Source organism: Pseudoalteromonas sp. NH0006-46 (assembly GCF_057547735.1).
On the sequence record NZ_BAAJML010000001.1, the window covers coordinates 83,434 to 101,587 of the forward strand.

The 18,154-nt window shown below is 39.3% G+C and carries 14 protein-coding genes; 10 read left to right on the plus strand and 4 right to left on the minus strand.

All coding sequences use genetic code 11. The features are described from left to right. Positions 1-60: 60 nt before the first annotated feature. On the minus strand, positions 61-981 hold the full coding sequence (locus AC27I2_RS00355; protein WP_487203197.1) for a TraB/GumN family protein: 921 nt from the start codon (positions 979-981) through the stop codon (positions 61-63). A 36-nt stretch (positions 982-1,017) separates the two neighbouring features. Beyond that, positions 1,018-1,383, minus strand: a complete 366-nt coding sequence (locus AC27I2_RS00360) for a hypothetical protein (RefSeq protein ID WP_219422826.1) — start codon at positions 1,381-1,383, stop codon at positions 1,018-1,020. Positions 1,384-1,664: 281 nt separating this feature from the next. Here AC27I2_RS00360 and AC27I2_RS00365 point away from each other — a divergent pair, with 281 nt between their 5' ends. After that, positions 1,665-3,809: a winged helix-turn-helix domain-containing protein gene (locus AC27I2_RS00365; protein ID WP_487203198.1), complete on the plus strand. Its 2,145-nt coding sequence runs from the start codon at positions 1,665-1,667 to the stop codon at positions 3,807-3,809. 86 nt (positions 3,810-3,895) lie between these two features. Here AC27I2_RS00365 and uvrA read toward each other — a convergent pair whose 3' ends face one another. After that, positions 3,896-6,715, minus strand: a complete 2,820-nt coding sequence (gene uvrA, locus AC27I2_RS00370; RefSeq protein WP_487203199.1) for an excinuclease ABC subunit UvrA — start codon at positions 6,713-6,715, stop codon at positions 3,896-3,898. Positions 6,716-6,876: 161 nt separating this feature from the next. Here uvrA and AC27I2_RS00375 point away from each other — a divergent pair, with 161 nt between their 5' ends. From AC27I2_RS00375 to AC27I2_RS00385, 3 genes are all read left to right on the plus strand, one after another. Beyond that, entirely contained in the window at positions 6,877-8,244 is a 1,368-nt protein-coding gene (locus AC27I2_RS00375) for an MFS transporter (RefSeq protein WP_058403838.1), read from the plus strand. Positions 8,245-8,264: 20 nt separating this feature from the next. Continuing rightward, entirely contained in the window at positions 8,265-8,969 is a 705-nt protein-coding gene (gene ssb / locus AC27I2_RS00380) for a single-stranded DNA-binding protein (protein ID WP_219422828.1), read from the plus strand. A gap of 350 nt (positions 8,970-9,319) precedes the next feature. Next, positions 9,320-11,005, plus strand: a complete 1,686-nt coding sequence (locus AC27I2_RS00385; protein ID WP_487203200.1) for an EAL domain-containing protein — start codon at positions 9,320-9,322, stop codon at positions 11,003-11,005. A 58-nt stretch (positions 11,006-11,063) separates the two neighbouring features. Here AC27I2_RS00385 and AC27I2_RS00390 read toward each other — a convergent pair whose 3' ends face one another. Next, entirely contained in the window at positions 11,064-11,972 is a 909-nt protein-coding gene (locus AC27I2_RS00390) for a 1-aminocyclopropane-1-carboxylate deaminase/D-cysteine desulfhydrase (RefSeq protein WP_058404664.1), read from the minus strand. Positions 11,973-12,150: 178 nt separating this feature from the next. On the opposite strand from AC27I2_RS00390, the gene AC27I2_RS00395 reads away from it, so the two are divergent. The 6 genes from AC27I2_RS00395 (at position 12,151) to AC27I2_RS00420 (ending at position 18,154) form a co-directional block, all read left to right on the plus strand. Further along, positions 12,151-12,672 carry a type II secretion system protein gene (locus tag AC27I2_RS00395; protein ID WP_487203201.1) on the plus strand — a complete coding sequence of 174 codons (522 nt, stop codon included), beginning with the start codon at positions 12,151-12,153 and terminating at the stop codon, positions 12,670-12,672. A gap of 374 nt (positions 12,673-13,046) precedes the next feature. Next, entirely contained in the window at positions 13,047-15,095 is a 2,049-nt protein-coding gene (locus AC27I2_RS00400; RefSeq protein ID WP_058404662.1) for a formylglycine-generating enzyme family protein, read from the plus strand. Between the two features lie 132 nt (positions 15,096-15,227). Further along, entirely contained in the window at positions 15,228-16,271 is a 1,044-nt protein-coding gene (locus tag AC27I2_RS00405; RefSeq protein ID WP_002958401.1) for a rod shape-determining protein, read from the plus strand. Then, positions 16,271-17,113, plus strand: a complete 843-nt coding sequence (gene mreC, locus AC27I2_RS00410; RefSeq protein WP_171034610.1) for a rod shape-determining protein MreC — start codon at positions 16,271-16,273, stop codon at positions 17,111-17,113. Before AC27I2_RS00405 ends, mreC begins: the two co-directional genes overlap by 1 nt. Beyond that, entirely contained in the window at positions 17,106-17,585 is a 480-nt protein-coding gene (gene mreD / locus AC27I2_RS00415; protein WP_010555554.1) for a rod shape-determining protein MreD, read from the plus strand. The genes mreC and mreD overlap by 8 nt, the downstream gene beginning before the upstream one ends. After that, on the plus strand, positions 17,585-18,154 hold the full coding sequence (locus tag AC27I2_RS00420) for a Maf family protein (RefSeq protein ID WP_058404661.1): 570 nt from the start codon (positions 17,585-17,587) through the stop codon (positions 18,152-18,154). The genes mreD and AC27I2_RS00420 overlap by 1 nt, the downstream gene beginning before the upstream one ends.

Here is an 18,154-nt window from a genome sequence, read left to right on the forward strand (position 1 = left end):
TCAACATGATAGACCCAAATAAAAACAGTAGTGATACTGCTAATTTGTCTGTTTTATCCATTATTCGGCTCCTTTTGCAGTAATTTCTTGTGCGTTATTAATGCTCACTAAAGAAACGTTGTAGCCTTTATTTTCAAGTAATGTAAGCAAGCTATCTTGGCCTACAAGGTGTCCAGCTCCAACTAGTACAAACTCACTGCTATCGTTATTAAACATTGCCTCTATTTTTGGTAACCAATTATTATTTCTATCTTTAAGTAGCTGCTTGTAGCTTTCTGGGTCATTTTTCTGAATATTTTCAACCGCTACCTTGTTTAGTGCGTCGGTATCACCTTCTCGCCATGCAGCTAATAACCCTTTAAACATATCATTAAAATTATTTAGGTCTGCTAGGTTACGCTTAATAAAGTCATTTTCGTTACCTTGACCCATTGTTTTAAATAACTCTAACTGAAACTCCATTGTTTCTAAGTAGTTTTTTGTTTTGTTGTCTTTAGTCGCTTTTTTCGTATAGTAAGCATCAACACCTTCACCCAGTAAGTTTTGTTTTTGCAGTTCCATCGACATTAAAACGATACCCACCATGGCTGGGCGAAAACCATCTAACTTATCGAGGTTAGCGCCAAACTCACTCAGTTTATTTTCAAGTGAAGCTTTAACCTCAGGCTCTAACTTTTCGCTTAACGTTTCATTATTTGTATATGAAAGCGCGCCAAGCATTTGCATTTGAGCATTAGTATCAGCTGGGTCTGGTACTGGCGCTTCAAAAACAATTGTATCGGCTTGTTCATAAGCATGATTAAACTCAACAGGTAATGGCATCTCAGCTTTAGGCAAAATATGTACAGTACCGCCAATAAATAACGAGTCATTCCCTTTGCTTACTTGCCATACAGAGCTTTGTGCATGTGCTGTATTTGCTACCAAGCTACAACCAAGTAAAACGCTGGCAGACACTAATTTTTTTGTAAAATTTTTCATGATGATTCCTTAATGTAATTTCTAAATTTATTGTTTTTAGTTAGATAAAATATTGCTGAAATAAGCAGTGATTGACGATGTTACTTTTGAAAGGTTTTTGTCAATTTCTGTGTTTATTTTGCTCATTGAAGAATCAAGTTCAGCTGCTATTTTTTCATCTATTGAAGAAAGCAGTGTTTGCGTATCGACATGAGTTTTTAAAGACTCAGTTGCATTTACTGTGTTAGTTTTTTGCTGCTTTTTGTTAGTTGGTTTGTTTGTTTCTGTATGTTCACCAATTACACACTGCTCAACGCTTTTTTTAAATATGTGTTGTTTAGTATCAACTGCGAAGGCTGATGTAGTATTAAAAGCAGTTACTAGTAGTAGAGTAGATAGACCTTTTTTCATTGTGCTGTTCATAATTAAACCTTTTATATTTTTAATTGCAGCTAATTTAGAATCGCAAATGATTTTTAGTAAGCTGCTTGTTGATGACGGTTTAAAGAATATCGCTGAATTTACTGAGAGTCGCTTATCTAGTTATGAGCAATTAATAGATAAGCTTTTATTGTAAATTAATCCTTTTAATTTAATTGGTTAGAGTTAAACCTTATATTGTTAATATAAGGTTTTAAATGCTTTTTATACAAAATAATGGATACATGTGATACGGTTTATAAAAATAAAAACATGTAAAGACTATGAATTATCAAATCGGACCTTGGCAATTTATTAGTAATCGCTGTGTGATTACTTCAAACAACTTAGAAAGGGAATTAGATCCACTCTTAGTAAAGTTATTACTGCACTTTATAAGTAAGCCTCAACAAATAGTTTCCCGCCAAGCGCTTATTGAAAGTGTATGGCAACAAACTTTCGTAGACGATAATGCGATTAACCGAGCTATCTCAGAGCTAAGAAAACAGCTTGCCCATCCAATTGAAAAAGCACCTCTTTTAAAAACGCACTATCGAAAAGGCTATAGCCTAACGGTTATTCCAGAGCATTTATCGCAAGCTAATGACGCTGACAACTACGTACAAGTATTGAATGAGTCATCTGTTTTAAGTTCAAAAAATGTGGATGCTGCAGAAACAACCTCCACTCAACCTTTTAAAAAAAGTAGTTTAAAAAAGCCTATCTTTTATTCTTTATTAGCCATTGTCTGTTTATGTTTTTTTGCATGGTTGGTGTGGCTGTTTGTTAGCACTCCTTCTAAAGATGAAGTTAAACAGATCACGGTAAATAAGGTGGCGAGTACATGGAATATAGGGAGTGAGGTTCATCCTGAGCTATCTTCAGATAAGCAATATTTAGCTTATACCAATGTTGAACCTGAACAGGATTTTAATCGTGCATTTGTTAAACGTCTTTCTGATCAACGAGAAGTGGAAATTACATACCCTGGTTTTCAGGTATCTATTTTGTCGTGGCAGCTAAACCAACAGGCTGTGCTACTACAAGCTACAAACTTAAAGCAGCAGCAATGCGAAATGGTATTGGTTGATTTAAGCCAGTTTCCACTTGTTGGGAATGCTAAACGAATAAAAAAATGTGATCTAAGGTACACAGGTTATGCGCAATTAGATCAAAATGGTGAGTATATATATTATACCGAGTACAAAAATGAACAAGATGGCTCAGGTTTATATAAATTTGACTTAGATTTACAAAAAGAGTCGATTGTTATTCCTCCGCCAGGTGTAATGTATGGCGTAATAATGCCACGCTTATCTCATTCGGGTAATAAAATAGCGTACATATTGAGCCAAAAAGGCCAACCATTTTCTGTATTTAGTTACGACTTTACTTCGCGTGAAACTAAGCGATTATTTAAAGCAAAGAGAAGAACAGTTAGTTTCGCGTTCGATTGGCTTTCAAATGATAAAGGCGTCATTGTGTTTGAAGATTCAGACCTTTCAACCATTACGTTTGATAAAAATAATATAATTAAACATACACAGACGATTACCCCTGCAATTTCACCTTATTATATTACAGTTCAATCTGCTAATAGCCTGTTTTACTCAGCAAATAAAACACAAGCATTTTCATTAATTAAAGCAACAGATACCTTTGGCGATAATCCAGTTTATGAATCTTTGTATAAAAGTGATAATGATGACTACAGCATTGTTGAAGTAATAAATAAAGCAGGACCAGCGCATGTTTTTGTATCAGAGCGTTCTGGTAGTAGCCAATTATGGATTGCTCAAAATGGACTAACTAAGCAACTTAGTTTTTTTAATTACGATGACGTCTCATCTGCCTATAGGTTAAGAGGGTTAAAAGTATCTCCTAATAAGGAACGTATATTATTAATAAAAAATAAGCGCTTTTCACTTTATGACGTAAATACTCAAAAATTCTATCCGTTGGAAATGTTGAGTGGGCGTAAAATAGAGAGTTATATTTGGTCAAAAAACAACGAAAGTATTATTTATATTGAGCAGCTTGATTCAAAAAATAGAGTTGTTGAGCTGAACTTGCTAACCCGTGATACCCGCGTAATAGAAGACATTAAAGCTAATAAACTCATTTCAGATAGTGAAGGTAACCCCTACGCAATTAGCCTTGATCAGTTGATTCGTTTCGCGGATAAGCAAAGCTGGGCATTACCTAAAAATGCTAGAAAGGCGAATGTATATGGAATTAGTAAAGACTATTTCTATTATTCAGACTCTATTTCAAGAATCGCTAGGTTAAATTTAAAAGATGACAGCGTGCAAGATACTCACGTTGATTTTCGGCCTATCGCTTTTGAAGTAAGCTCAGATAACGAAATTTTATTTACGGGTGCAAAGTACAAAGATATGCAAATTATACAAATTAGTTGGGATGAATAGCGAAGTTTATAAAGGACTAACAGTCGGGCGCTAAATATAAAAAAGCACCAAACAGTTAAACTGCTTGGTGCTTTTTATAATCTATATTAAAGCAATGGCTTTAGGTAATGCCCGGTGTGCGAGCGCTCACATTCAGCTACGTCTTCAGGCGTACCTGCAATAAGTATTTCACCGCCGCCAGCGCCTCCCTCAGGACCTAAATCAACCACCCAGTCTGCGGTTTTAACCACATCTAAGTTATGCTCAATAACTACGATGGTATTACCATGATCGCGCAGGCGATGTAGTACAACAAGTAGCTGTTCAATATCGGCAAAGTGAAGGCCGGTTGTTGGCTCATCAAGTATGTACAGTGTTTTACCTGTATCGCGTTTAGAAAGCTCGCGGGCAAGTTTTACACGCTGAGCTTCACCACCTGAGAGTGTGGTAGCGGCTTGTCCTAAACGCACATACGATAAACCAACATCCATTAGCGTTTTAAGTTTACGTGCTATTGCAGGTATTTTATCAAAGTAGTCATGCGCGTCTTCAACAGTCATTTCTAGTACTTGGTGAATGTTTTTACCCTTGTATTGTACTTCTAGGGTTTCGCGGTTGTAGCGCTGCCCTTTACACACATCACATGGTACATATACATCAGGTAAAAAGTGCATTTCTACCTTAATTACGCCATCACCTTGGCAGGCTTCACAGCGTCCACCTTTAACGTTAAAGCTAAAGCGACCCACTTTGTACCCGCGAGAGCGTGACTCTTGTGTACCGGCAAATAGCTCACGAATGCCTGTAAAAATACCGGTGTACGTCGCAGGGTTTGAACGCGGCGTACGTCCAATTGGGCTTTGGTCAATATCAATTACTTTATCAAAATGATCAAGGCCACTAATTGATTTATACGGTGCTGCTTCTGCTGTAGTTGCGCCGTTTAATTCAGTATGCGCAAGTTTAAATAACGTATCGTTTATAAGTGTTGATTTACCAGAGCCCGATACACCGGTAATACACGTCATTAACCCAAATGGAATTTTCAAATCGACATTTTTAAGGTTGTTACCGGTCGCGCCAAATAGCTCAAGCCATTTATCGCCGGTTGGATTACGCTCTTTTGGTACTTCTATTTTGCGCACGCCAGATAAAAACTGGCCAGTTACCGAGTCTTTAGTGGCTAGAATATCGTCGCGTGTACCTTGTGCAATAATATGCCCACCGTGAACACCTGCACCTGGGCCAATATCAATAATATGATCGGCGGCACGAATAGCATCTTCATCATGTTCAACAACAATAACGGTGTTTCCTAGGTCGCGCAAATGCACTAATGTTTGCAGTAGGCGGTCGTTATCGCGTTGGTGTAAACCAATTGATGGTTCATCCAATACGTACATTACCCCTACAAGGCCTGCACCAATCTGACTGGCTAAACGAATACGCTGCGCTTCACCACCAGAAAGGGTATCGGCACTGCGCTCAAGCGATAAGTAATTAAGACCAACATTGATTAAAAACGATAAACGGTCGCGAATTTCTTTTAGGATTTTTTCAGCTATTTGGGCTTTTTGACCCGTAAGTGATAAGCCTTCAAAAAAGTTCATCGCTTCGCCAATGCTCATAGTAGTAATAGCAGGCAGGTTTGTTTGACCTATAAATACGTGACGTGCTTCTTGGCGTAAACGCGAACCATGACAACTAGGGCACGCTTGGCTAGTTTGATATTTAGCGAGCTCTTCGCGTACAGAGTTTGACTCAGTTTCGCGATAGCGACGGTTCATGTTGTTTAACACGCCTTCAAACTCGTGGTTGCGTGTTATTAAATCGCCTCTGTCGTTACGGTAATTAAAAGCAATTTTAGTTTGCCCTGAGCCCTCTAAAATAATTTTTTGAGAGTCTATAGCTAGCTTTTCAAACGGTACATCTAAATCAAATTTATAATGCTCGGCGACCGCCTGTAGCATTTGAAAGTAGTAAAAACTGCGCTTATCCCATCCTTTTATAGCACCACCGGCCAAGCTTAGCTCAGGGTTATGTACTACGCGGTTAGGATCAAAATATTGACGTACGCCTAAACCGTCACAGCTTTGACACGCACCGGCAGGGTTATTAAACGAAAATAAACGAGGTTCTAATTCAGTCATTGCATAGCCACAGGTAGGGCAGGCAAAGTTGGCTGAAAACAGCATTTCCTCTATCGTGCTATCGTCCATGTAAGCTACATTTGCCACACCGCCCGACATTTCGAGCGCTGTTTCAAATGACTCGGCTAAACGCTGTTGTTGGCCATCTTTTACTTTAAAGCGGTCAACTACTACTTCAATAGTGTGCTTTTTGTGAAGTTCAAGTGTTGGCGGATCTGATAGATCGCATACTTCGCCATCTATTCGTGCTCGTATATAACCTTGACTTGCTAGTTGCTCAAGCAGCTTAACATGTTCACCTTTACGCTCTTTTACTACCGGTGCCAAAAGCATTAGCTTAGTGCCTTCAGGCAGTGCTAAAACGGTATCAACCATTTGGCTAATTGTTTGTGCGGCTAAAGGTAAATCATGTGTAGGACAACGAGGTTCGCCCACGCGAGCAAACATTAAACGTAAGTAATCGTATATTTCGGTAATGGTACCCACGGTAGAGCGTGGATTATGCGAGGTTGATTTTTGTTCTATTGAAATTGCAGGAGATAGGCCTTCAATATGATCAACATCGGGCTTTTCCATCAAGGATAAAAACTGTCTTGCATACGCAGAAAGTGATTCAACATACCGGCGTTGCCCTTCAGCGTACAAAGTATCAAATGCAAGTGATGACTTTCCCGAACCAGATAGGCCTGTGATAACAATTAATTTATCACGTGGGATGGTTAGGCTGATGTCTTTTAAATTGTGCGTACGGGCGCCTCGGACTTCAATGTTTTCCATGCTATCTCGTTAATTACCAAAATTATTTACTGAGTATCTCATAATACGCTGCAATATTAATCCTTGATCATGAAAAATCCTTAGCTTTAAGCGATTAATTATTGCCAAGCTTGTGATAGAATCCTTGCCTAATTTTTTCACATCGTAAGATTTTGCTGATAATGACTGCATCTTCACTTAATTCACGAGAAAAGCGCGCCGCTGTATCGCTAGCGAGTGTGTTTGCATTTAGAATGCTCGGCTTATTTATGCTGATGCCGGTATTAGCGATTTATGGCCAGTCGCTTGACGGCTTTTCACCGATTTGGATTGGTTTTGCTATTGGTGCGTATGGCTTAACACAGGCGGTATTGCAAATACCTATGGGCCGTTTGTCAGACAAAATAGGCCGTAAAAAAGTTATTATTGGTGGTTTAGTTGTGTTTGCTATCGGCTCAGTCATAGCCGCATTGGCTGAATCTATCCAAATGGTCACTGTAGGGCGTGCCTTACAAGGTATGGGCGCTATTGCTAGTGCATTACTGGCTTTTGCCAGCGACTTAAGTCGCGACGAACAACGCCCTAAAGTAATGGCTGTAATTGGTATGAGCATAGGCATGAGCTTTGCCTTTGCGATGTTATTAGGCCCAATTGTTGCCGCTTCGTGGGGTGTAGCTGGGGTATTTTGGTTAACAGCAATACTTGCCGTGCTCGGTATTGGTATTATTTTATTTTTAGTGCCAAACGCAGTAAATAAAGCGCCCAAAGGGGATACCTTGGCAAGCTTTAGCGATATTAAAAAACTGATTAAACATCCAGAGTTATCACGTTTAAATGCAGGCGTATTATTACTGCATTTAACATTAACCACTATTTTTGTGGTACTACCAAGCCAGCTGATAAAAGAAGGTTTGGCGGCAGAGCAACATTGGTATTTGTATATTCCGGTCTTGTTTTTGGCATTTTTATTAATGGTACCTATTATGATTGTGGCCATTAAAAAAGAAAAAGAAAAGCAAGCGTTTATCGGTTCTGTAGCGCTGTTAACAGTCAGTATGCTGGCCATGTCAGTATGGATTAATAGTGTGGTAGGTATTGCTATATGTATGTTGCTTTATTTTGTCGCATTTAACTTTTTAGAAGCCACAATGCCAGCGCTTGTATCGCGTATAGCCCCTGCTAACCAAAAAGGATCAGCCATGGGGGGATACTCGTCTAGCCAGTTTTTAGGTGCCTTTTTGGGCGGGGTGTTAGGTGGTTATATTGCTCAAACTACAACAACGCAAGCTGTGTTTGCGGCAGCAGCACTTGTTGGGTTAATATGGCTTGTTGTTGCGTGGAAAATGCAAGTACCACCCAAAAGTAAAGTTATTAGTTTAATGACCAAATTAAGTTCTGAGGAGCATGCCCAAACATTGGCTTCTCAGTTAGTTGCTTTACCAGGTGTAATAGAAGCAACAGTAGTGCGCGATGAAAGCCGTAGCTACTTAAAGATTAATGATAAAGAATTTGACCTAGACCAAGCACGTAAAGTAGCTGGTTTAATCTAACGTTTATAGGAGATGGTTCCATGGCACGCGGTGTGAACAAAGTAATTTTGGTTGGTAATTTAGGACAAGATCCTGAAGTTCGTTACATGCCTAATGGCAATGGTGTAGCAAATATTACCTTAGCAACGTCAGACAGCTATAAAGATAAAAACACTGGCCAAATGGTTGATAAAACTGAATGGCACCGTGTTGTGTTTTTTGGAAAGCTGGCTGAAATTGTTGGTGAGTATTGTCGTAAAGGCTCACAAATTTACGTTGAAGGTAAACTTCAAACACGTAAATGGACCGACCAACAAGGCCAAGAAAAATACACCACAGAAATTGTTGTTGATGGCTTCACGGGTCAAATGCAAATGCTAGGCGCTCGCGGTGGCGATCAGCAAGGTGGTGGTGGCTATCAAGGTAATCAAGGCGGCCAACAAGGTGGCGGTTACCAAAATAATCAGCAAGGCGGTGGCTATGGTCAAAACAACCAAGGTCAAAACAGCCAGCAAGGTGGATATGCACCACAACAGCAAGCTGCACCTGCTGCACAGCCTCAATCAGCACCGGCTCCACAGCAAAGTAATCAGTATCAGCCACAAAATGGCGGTTTTGCTCCACAGCAAAATAGTGCGCCACAGCAGCAAGGTGGTTTTGCACCTAAGCCGCAAAATGCACCACAGGGCGGCGCATCAAATCCAATGGAACCAACTATAGATTTTGATGACGACATTCCGTTCTAACCAAAGACAAAAATTAGAATGTTGAAAAACTATTGAAGACCGCTACTTAGCGGTCTTTTTGTTTTATAGGGTTATTATACCAATCCGCAATAATACCTAATCATTTTGTGTGGCTAAACATGTTGCTACTTGCGTTAAAAATTTGTTATTTAGAATAGCTAAATACCAAAATGCTTGTCTTGTTATCGACAATGTTTTACTGCCTATAAATAGAACACTCAAGTAAGCGAATTGGTTTAAAAGTAGCGATTAGCTTACTTACGATTTTATATTTAAAGTTGATTAGCTACCTTGTACTTATGGCTTTTTTGAACAACACTTCAGTTATTAATATAACGTTTGGGTGAGCTATGTTTAAGGGGCGCTATTGGTTATCAAATCATTTAAAACCGGTATGTTTGGCCTTGCTTATTGTCTTGCTGATTGGTTTTAATTTTATATTAAGTAATGCATTACATTTAAAAATATATAGAGCTGGGCACCAGCTTGTAAAGCAAGTGTATGAATTGCAATTAAATGCGCCATTAGATCAAAAAACTTTAGCTGTTTTAGTTAAAAGCAATGGATTTACGCTTTCAGCGGAGCCGTCTTCTGGGCATTTTAAAAACCTAATGAAGCCAGAGCTTAAAGTGTTTTCGTATAAAACGTTAAATTTAGGCCTTTATCACCCTCCTGTCTGGATAATGGAAAGTTACCTCTTCATTTTACTCAACCTTATTGTTTTAGGAGCTGCAAGCTCGCTTTATCGCTGGGGAAATGCAGTTAATTTAAAACAATTGAAACGACTCAATAGTCAGCCTAAGGAGTTAAAATTACCAAGCGACACGTGCGATAGGGTAGATATAGTTAAAACCGTTAAAAGCGATGAACTAGGGTCGCTCTATGCAGCGGCTGAGCAGTATCATAGTTTATTTATTTTAGTGAGTTGGGATTGCGAGTTTGATAAAAATACTGACTTAGAAACAAGCTTTAAAGTATTAATACTTAAAAGCGTTCCTGAAATAAAAAAAATTGCTGTGAAAGTCATTAATCCTGAACAACTAACCATTACACTCTACAATGTGCCTATCGCTGAGCTTGATCGTTATACTGAACGTCTATACAAAATTATTTTTAATGTGTGTCAAAGCCATCAGAAAAATACGACTCGTAAACATGTTAAGTTAGGTGCATGTAACTTTCGCTTAGGTGCCGATCAATCCAAGGTATTGCAAATAGCAAAAGCGGCTTTAACGCTTTCTCAAAATAGTATGTTATTGCACCGTCATCGATTAGCACTGAGCAAAAGCCAAGAAGTGTTATTTTGTAATGAGCAGGTTATTAACAATATTAAAAAGAATAAGTTTATGCTTTCTTTTCAGCCTGTGTTCGATTTGATTAGTGGCGATATTATTCAGCATGAGGCATTAATAAGAGTAAGGCACGACATGCATGGTTTGCTGGCGGCTCAGTATTTTATTAATCAAGTTGAGAGTAAAAATGACGCGCTAATACTCGATAAAGCGGTGTTATCGCAAATACTCACTCTGGTAATGGCTGAAAAGTCACCATTAAGCGTTAGCATTAATATGCACCCTAACAATTGGCTTAACGAAGAGTTTTGGAGCTGGTTAAGCACACAAATGGATAGGCTGAATTTAAGCTGCCAATTACAGTTTGAAATGAGTGAAGCTTTTTTTTGCAACAACAAAGATGCGTTAGCAAATACGCTAAATATAATAAAAAAACACAGATCTAATATTATTATTGATAATGTAAAAACGAGTGAAAACATTCCTCTGCTTATTCACTGTGAAGAGGTAATAGGCTTAAAGCTAAGTTACGATCTAGTGCACTTAGTCAATGAAAAATCGCATAATCAAAAATGCATCAAAAACATTGTTAATGCAGGAAAAATGTTAAACCTTCCTGTTTATGCGGTAGGAGTAGAAACTCAAAAAGAACTTATTATGCTTACACAACTAGGTGTCGCGGGCGCGCAAGGCTTTTATTTTTCGGAACCTTTACAAGAGCTAACTCAGGCTGTTTTTCATTGATGTACTTTAGCTTTTTAATTAAACCCTACGCATTGGGTGCTCGACTGAAAAAGTATGCTTAAATAAGTTTTCTGTACTTAAGCCCTTCTAATCCTTGTAAGCCGCCGGTATGAACTGCAATTATTTTACTGCCAAAAGGAAAGTAATCTTGCTCTATTAACTGCCACAGAGCGTACAGCATTTTACCACTATAAATAGGCTCTAGCGGTAGATTGTGTGTAGTGCTCATATGTTGGCAAAACGCCCATAACTCAGGAGTGAATTTACCATAGCCACCGCCATGAAAATCGCAAAGCAATTGCCAGTTAGTTTGTGACCTTGCTTTAGCGCTTAGCTTACGGACTTCCTCTATTAAATATTGTGCTTGCTTTAAAACTGCAATTCCTATTATTTGTGTTGTTACATTACTGCCCTCAATAAGGCCCGCAAGCGTTCCACCACTACCTGTAGGGCATACTAAGTAATCGTGTTTTGGCAAACTTTGTGCAAGCTCTGCGCAGCCTGGTATTGCATAGGTATTTGTGCCACCTTCAGCAAGAAAATACGCATTGGGGAATTTTGTTCTAAGGTCTGCGAGGTATTGCGCATCGTTTCGCAACTTATATTCAATACGGTTAACAACATGAAGCTGCATGCCACACTGCTGTGCAAATTGGATGGTTGGGTTGCTTTGATCTAAATTAGGCCCGCGAATAATCCCATGCGTTGTTAAACCAAACATTTTTCCCGCTGCAGCGCACGCATGTATATGATTTGAAAATGCGCCACCAAATGTAAGCAACTCGGTTTTATTCTGGGACTGCATTTGTATTAAATTATATTTTAGTTTTCGCCACTTATTCCCGTTTATTAAAGGGTGGAGCAGATCATCTCGCTTTACTAATAGCTCAATGCCTTTACCTTTTAACCACGGATCATCGATTTTTTGCGTAATAGTGGTTTCATTTATTTCGAAAGATGCAGGCATTTTTTCTCAATTAAAAGGATAAATAATAAAATACACGGCTAATTTTATAGCTTATAAATAGAAGGGGCTATACAAAATTACGATGGATTGTTTTGTGTAACAGTGCATTGATTAAATTTTGAGTAGCTAGATTGGTTAACATGTTTTAAAGTTAACCAATTGTAAAGGGAGTTTAGTTATGAAAAAACAATTTAAGAAAACAATACTTATAAAAAAACAGATTGGCTTTTCGTTACTGCAGCTAATAATTGTTATTGTCACTTTTGGCGCGTTAGCTGTTTATTTTGCCCCGCGCTTTTTAAACCTTCAAGGGGAAGCACACGCATCCATCCTTGAAACACTGCAAGTATCAATTCAAGCTGAAATAAGCGTTGTACATGGAAAAGCCATTATTAAAAACCTCCATAATAAAGCAAATGCCAGTATCGAGCTTGATTCAGGAAAAATGGTTGATATTGTTTATGGCTATCCTGCTGCAACTGAGGCCGCTTTTAGGGCGATTTTAGATACTAAATTTGCAACTGAACACACTGGGGATTTTAATATTACGAATAGCCCACAAGCTGCTAAAGCTATTATTTACCCCAACAGTTATTCTGCAGTGGATAATTGCCGTATTGAATATGTTGAAGCTAAAAACAACACGAAACAAAATGTAATTACTGCGCCCGCTTTAAGCGTATTTATGTCTGAGTGTTAGTGCAAAAAATAAGTGTTTATAAGTTTGCTAGTTTATTTGATAACGTAATTTTTAATGGTTAACGGTTAAATAACGCAAATACGCTAGGTTTAATACAATGTGATACTCAACGGTGATGAATAACCTAAAATAAAATAGTTTCACTGTTAAGTGTAAGTTTATGAATTTAAGTAAGATCTAAGCCGTGTTTTACAATTTATTGGCTTTAGAGTAAATGATCAGGTTATTTACTAGCGTGAAACGGGCGAATAGTTGTAAACTAAGATAATAATTGAACAAAGCTTGTGTTTTGCGCTGCAAGTACATAGCATAAGACTTTAATTATAAAAAAATAATAACGACCAAATAATTGCCGCTTTTTGGGACTGGAATATATGCGAATTACTCCTTTATCTCTGTTAATTACAGCTAGTTTGTTAGCAAGTAGTGCATTTGCACAAGACACAGCTACCGTAACTGGAATTGAGTCAGAGATTAGTGTTAAACAGACAGAATACGATAACTCGACAAGAATACTTGATAAACATTTAAAAGAAGAAAGTCAGTTACAAAATCAATTAGAGCTACTTCGTTCTCGTTCAACTGAGCTAGACAAAGAAAAAAACCAAGCGCTCGACGCGATGAACGAAATGTATCGCCGTTTAATTGATGATCCATCAATAAACATTACAAGCGCTCAATCTCGCTATCAACAGGCGGTAGTTGATCACAAGCAAAATAAAGATGATATCTCTATGCAGTTGGCGGCAATTGCATCCCACCGAAAAGATATTGAGCAAATTAGAGTTGCTAAGCACACTTTACTAAATACTTTAGAAAGCCTGAAAGAGCAGTTAACAACGGCTCGTGTAGAGCGCTTGCGTAACGAGTTTACGCGTGAAGGTACGCTTGAGGTTAACCATACAATAAATTGTAAGCGCACAGAAACACTTGCGGCGTGTGAGCAACGTGGTCAGCAAATGGGGTTACAAAAAGCAACCAAACGCTTTGTAGACCAAATTTTTGCAAACTTAACAGAAGAACGCATCGTTGAACCAAAACGCAATTTAGCTGGTGCGCAAGTACAAATTTTAAGTAGCCATGTAGTGAGTAGTGCATTTAGCGGCCAAGGTAATTATAACGTTAACTTAAGCGTTTCAATGCGCGGTGAAGTTAATAGCAGCCGTTTATGTAACTTATTAAGTATAGATAACCGCTATTGTTCAGAATACGGTTCACCCCTTAATACCGCTTACCAGCCAACTTATGGCACAACGTATACGGATAGTCAGTTAACATTCAGCAATAGCGCGGATAATAACAGTGCAGTTTCGGTATCGCGCTTAAACAATAAGCCTGTACGCGATTATTCTGTTAAGCAGCCAGTACAATCTAAACCTGATTACACGGTTGTTGAACAAAAAAAAGATCAGTCGGTAGAGCTAACACTTCGCTCTAACGTTTACGACGATGAAGTGTTTATTAATGGTGTGAGCTTTGGTTCTACACGCTTAATTACGCGTTTACCAAAAGGTGTGCATGAAATTGAAATTCGTAAGTTAGGCTACAAGCCTTACCAAGCACGTGTAAACCTAAATAAAGCGCAAACAATTAATGCTAACTTAGTAAAAAAGCCTAAGTCGATTGCTGCACCGACCTATACTCGCGAGCAACCAGAAACACAAACACGTAGAGTAAGCGAAAATGTTAACGTTTTAAACGCAAATGTAGAAACACCTGTTGTGGTAATTCCTGCTGGCAAATTTAAAATGGGTGATATTAATGGTAACGGATTGGCTAATGAGCGCCCAGTTATTGAAAAAGCCATTGCTAACTCATTCGCTATGCAAAGCAAGGAAGTAACCGTAGGCGACTATGAAAAGTTTGTTGCTAATACAGCGTATAAAACAGAAGCAGAAATAAATAAAGGCTGTGCATATTATTTAAATGGCGAGCCAGTATGGGAGGCGGCTTTAAATTGGCGCAATCCTGGTTTTGAACAAGGCAGTGATTTTCCGGCTGTATGTTTAACTTACAACGATGCAAAAGCATATGCTGAGTGGTTATCGGGCCAGACAGGTCAGCAGTTTCGTTTACCTAGCGAAGTTGAGTGGGAATATGCAGCTCGTGCAGGTACAGAAACTGAGTACCCTTGGGGTAACGAAATTGGTAAAAACTTAGCTAACTGTGGTTGGTGTGGTAGTGAATGGTCAAATAAGCGTGCTGCACCCGTGGGATCTTTTTCTCCAAACGCGTTTGGACTTTACGATACGGTAGGTAACGTATGGGAATGGACCAATAAAAAATCAGGTCAATCGGATGTTGCCGTAAGAGGTGGAGCATGGAATTTTGCACCAAGTCTTGCGCGTGTATCAACACGACTAATTTTAGCGCCTGATTTTAGATCAAACTACATTGGTTTTCGCTTAGTTCGCGAGAGATAAACTTTATAAGGAAGCATTGCTTCCTTTTTTAACAAATTCACAAAGGCGCCACACTTTATATTGCTCATCAAAATAGGCATGTTAAAGTGAGGCAGCTAATATAAGAACGTATTTCAAAGGTCATCCAGCCTCATGTTTAAAAAACTCCGTGGTATTTTTTCTAACGATCTATCGATCGACTTGGGTACAGCCAATACCCTAATTTATGTAAAAGAAGAAGGTATTGTTCTAAACGAACCTTCAGTTGTTGCTATCCGTCAAGAGCGTGCTGGTGGCCCTAAAAGTGTTGCATCGGTAGGTACCGAAGCAAAACAAATGCTAGGTCGTACGCCGGGTAATATTAAAGCAATCCGCCCAATGAAAGACGGCGTAATTGCTGACTTTTATGTAACAGAAAAAATGTTACAACACTTTATCAAGCAAGTGCATAACAATAACTTTATGCGCCCAAGTCCGCGTGTACTTATTTGTGTACCATGTGGTGCAACGCAAGTAGAAAAACGTGCAATCCGCGAATCGGCAATGGGCGCTGGCGCCCGTGAAGTTTACCTAATTGAAGAACCAATGGCTGCGGCAATTGGTGCAGGTTTACCAGTATCAGAAGCAACAGGCTCTATGGTTGTTGATATTGGTGGTGGTACAACTGAAGTCGCCATTATTTCACTAAATGGTGTGGTTTACTCATCATCAGTACGTATTGGTGGCGATAAATTTGACGAAGCGATTATTAACTATGTGCGCCGTAATTTTGGTAGCTTAATTGGTGAAGCAACCGCTGAAAATATTAAGCACCAAATTGGGTCTGCGTTTAAAACAGACGAGCCAATTGAAATTGAAGTACGTGGGCGTAATCTAGCTGAAGGTGTTCCACGTTCATTTACGCTTAACTCACACGAAATTTTAGAAGCCCTTCAAGAGCCACTAATGGGAATTGTAAGCGCAGTGATGGTTGCCCTTGAACAGTCGCCACCAGAGCTTGCGTCAGATATTTCTGCACACGGTATGGTACTTACTGGCGGTGGTGCACTATTAAAAGATTTAGATCGTTTACTAATGGAAGAAACAGGTATCCCTGTTGTTGTAGCCGATGACCCACTAACGTGTGTAGCACGTGGCGGCGGTAAAGCATTAGAAATGATTGATGTTCACGGTGGTGACGTTTTTAGTTACGACTAATGAAATTAATGTTCGGGCGCACTGTCTCTTTGCAACTGCGACTTTTTGTCGCAGTGCTTTTGAGTATCGTACTCATAGCTGGAGACCGTTACACAGAAGGTGGAACCGTTGTGCGCACCAGTTTAAATACGTTGGTTAGCCCGCTTATTTATGTTGCCAACTTACCTTATGAGTTATTTAGCATTGGCGCTAAAAGCTTACACACTCGCGATCAACTTCTCACTGAAAATGAAGCACTGAAAAAAAAGCAAATGCTACAAAGTGAGCAGTTGCAACAGTATCAGTTTTTAGCCAGAGAAAACCAAAAGTTGCGCGCATTACTTGGCTCATCAGCAAAACAATCTAACCGTAAAATTATTGCGCAAGTACTTTCCGTTCACTCAAACCCCTACAGTCATCAAGTTGTTATTAACCGTGGCACCACCGACGGCCTTAGTGAAGGCCAAGCTGTAATAGATGAAATGGGAGTGGTAGGGCAGCTGACAAAAGTAGGCTCCACTACATCGCGCGTACTACTGATGACCGACACAACTCATGCAACACCGGTGCGTATACTTAGAAACGACGTGCGAACCGTCGTTGAAGGCATTGGTAAAATTAATGTAGTTAAGCTTTCGCATGTGCCTCATAGTTTAGATGTACGTATTGGTGATGTATTGGTGACTTCTGGGTTAGGTGGCACATTTCCTGAGGGGTATCCGGTGGCGATAGTCACAGAAATTAACCGCGATGAAGGCCGCCCATTTGCACAAGTATTTGCAGAGCCAATCGCGCTGCTCGACCGAATTCGCTTGTTGGTTATTTTATGGCGCAACCAACAGGAGCAAATAAACGATGATTAACCGTTATTCATTGTTAATTGCGCTGAGCATATTTTTTGCTTTAATAATGGCGCTAATGCCGCTGCCATTCTCGTTTGAACCATTCAGACCGGATTGGGTCTTATTAGTACTTATGTATTGGTCATTAGCCGTGCCACATCGGTTAAATATTGGTACTGCTTGGGTCGTAGGTTTACTCATTGATTTAGCGTCAGGCTCACCTTTAGGTGTTAACTCGCTGACATTTTCGGTTTGTATATTTATTACCGCAAGCAACTTTCAAAAAATTCGTAACTTCTCGCTTTGGCAGCAAAGTTTGTTAATTGGTTTGTTTTTAACGCTTTATCATTTAATGCAGTTTTGGCTAAACCATTTTTTGCTTGGTGTTTACTTTAACCCACAATATTTATGGCCAGTATTTACTGGCATGGTAAGTTGGTTTTGGGTGTTTTTATTACTTCGTAAGTACCGCAGACATTTTAGGATCAGATAATGAATACTGCCGTATATCTGGCATCAGCTTCTCCTCGTCGAAAAGAGCTACTTGCCCAATTGGGTATTGAATTTTCTCAATTTAGTGTTGATGCAGACGAAAGTCAGCTTCCCAATGAACTCCCTCATGATTACGTAGAGCGTTTAGCACGCCTTAAAGCGCGTTCAGGTGTTGAACTTGGTTACACAGACCGGCCAGTGCTTGGTAGTGATACGGTTGTTGTTATTGGTAATGAATCATTATGTAAGCCATGCGATGAAGCCGATTTTACTCATACACTAAAGCGCTTGTCTGGAAATACACATCAGGTACTAACTGCGATTGCTTTTGCAACCAAAGATAAAGTACTTAGCCAAGTTGTCAGTACCGACGTCACATTTAAAAAACTGAGCGATGAAGAGATCAAAGCCTATTGGCAAAGTGGTGAGCCACAAGATAAAGCGGGTGGTTATGGCATTCAGGGGTTAGGTGGTCGCTTTGTTACACATATTTCAGGTAGCTATTTTAGTGTTGTCGGCTTACCTTTATATGAGACTGAACAATTATTACACGCATTTTTGAGAGGGTAG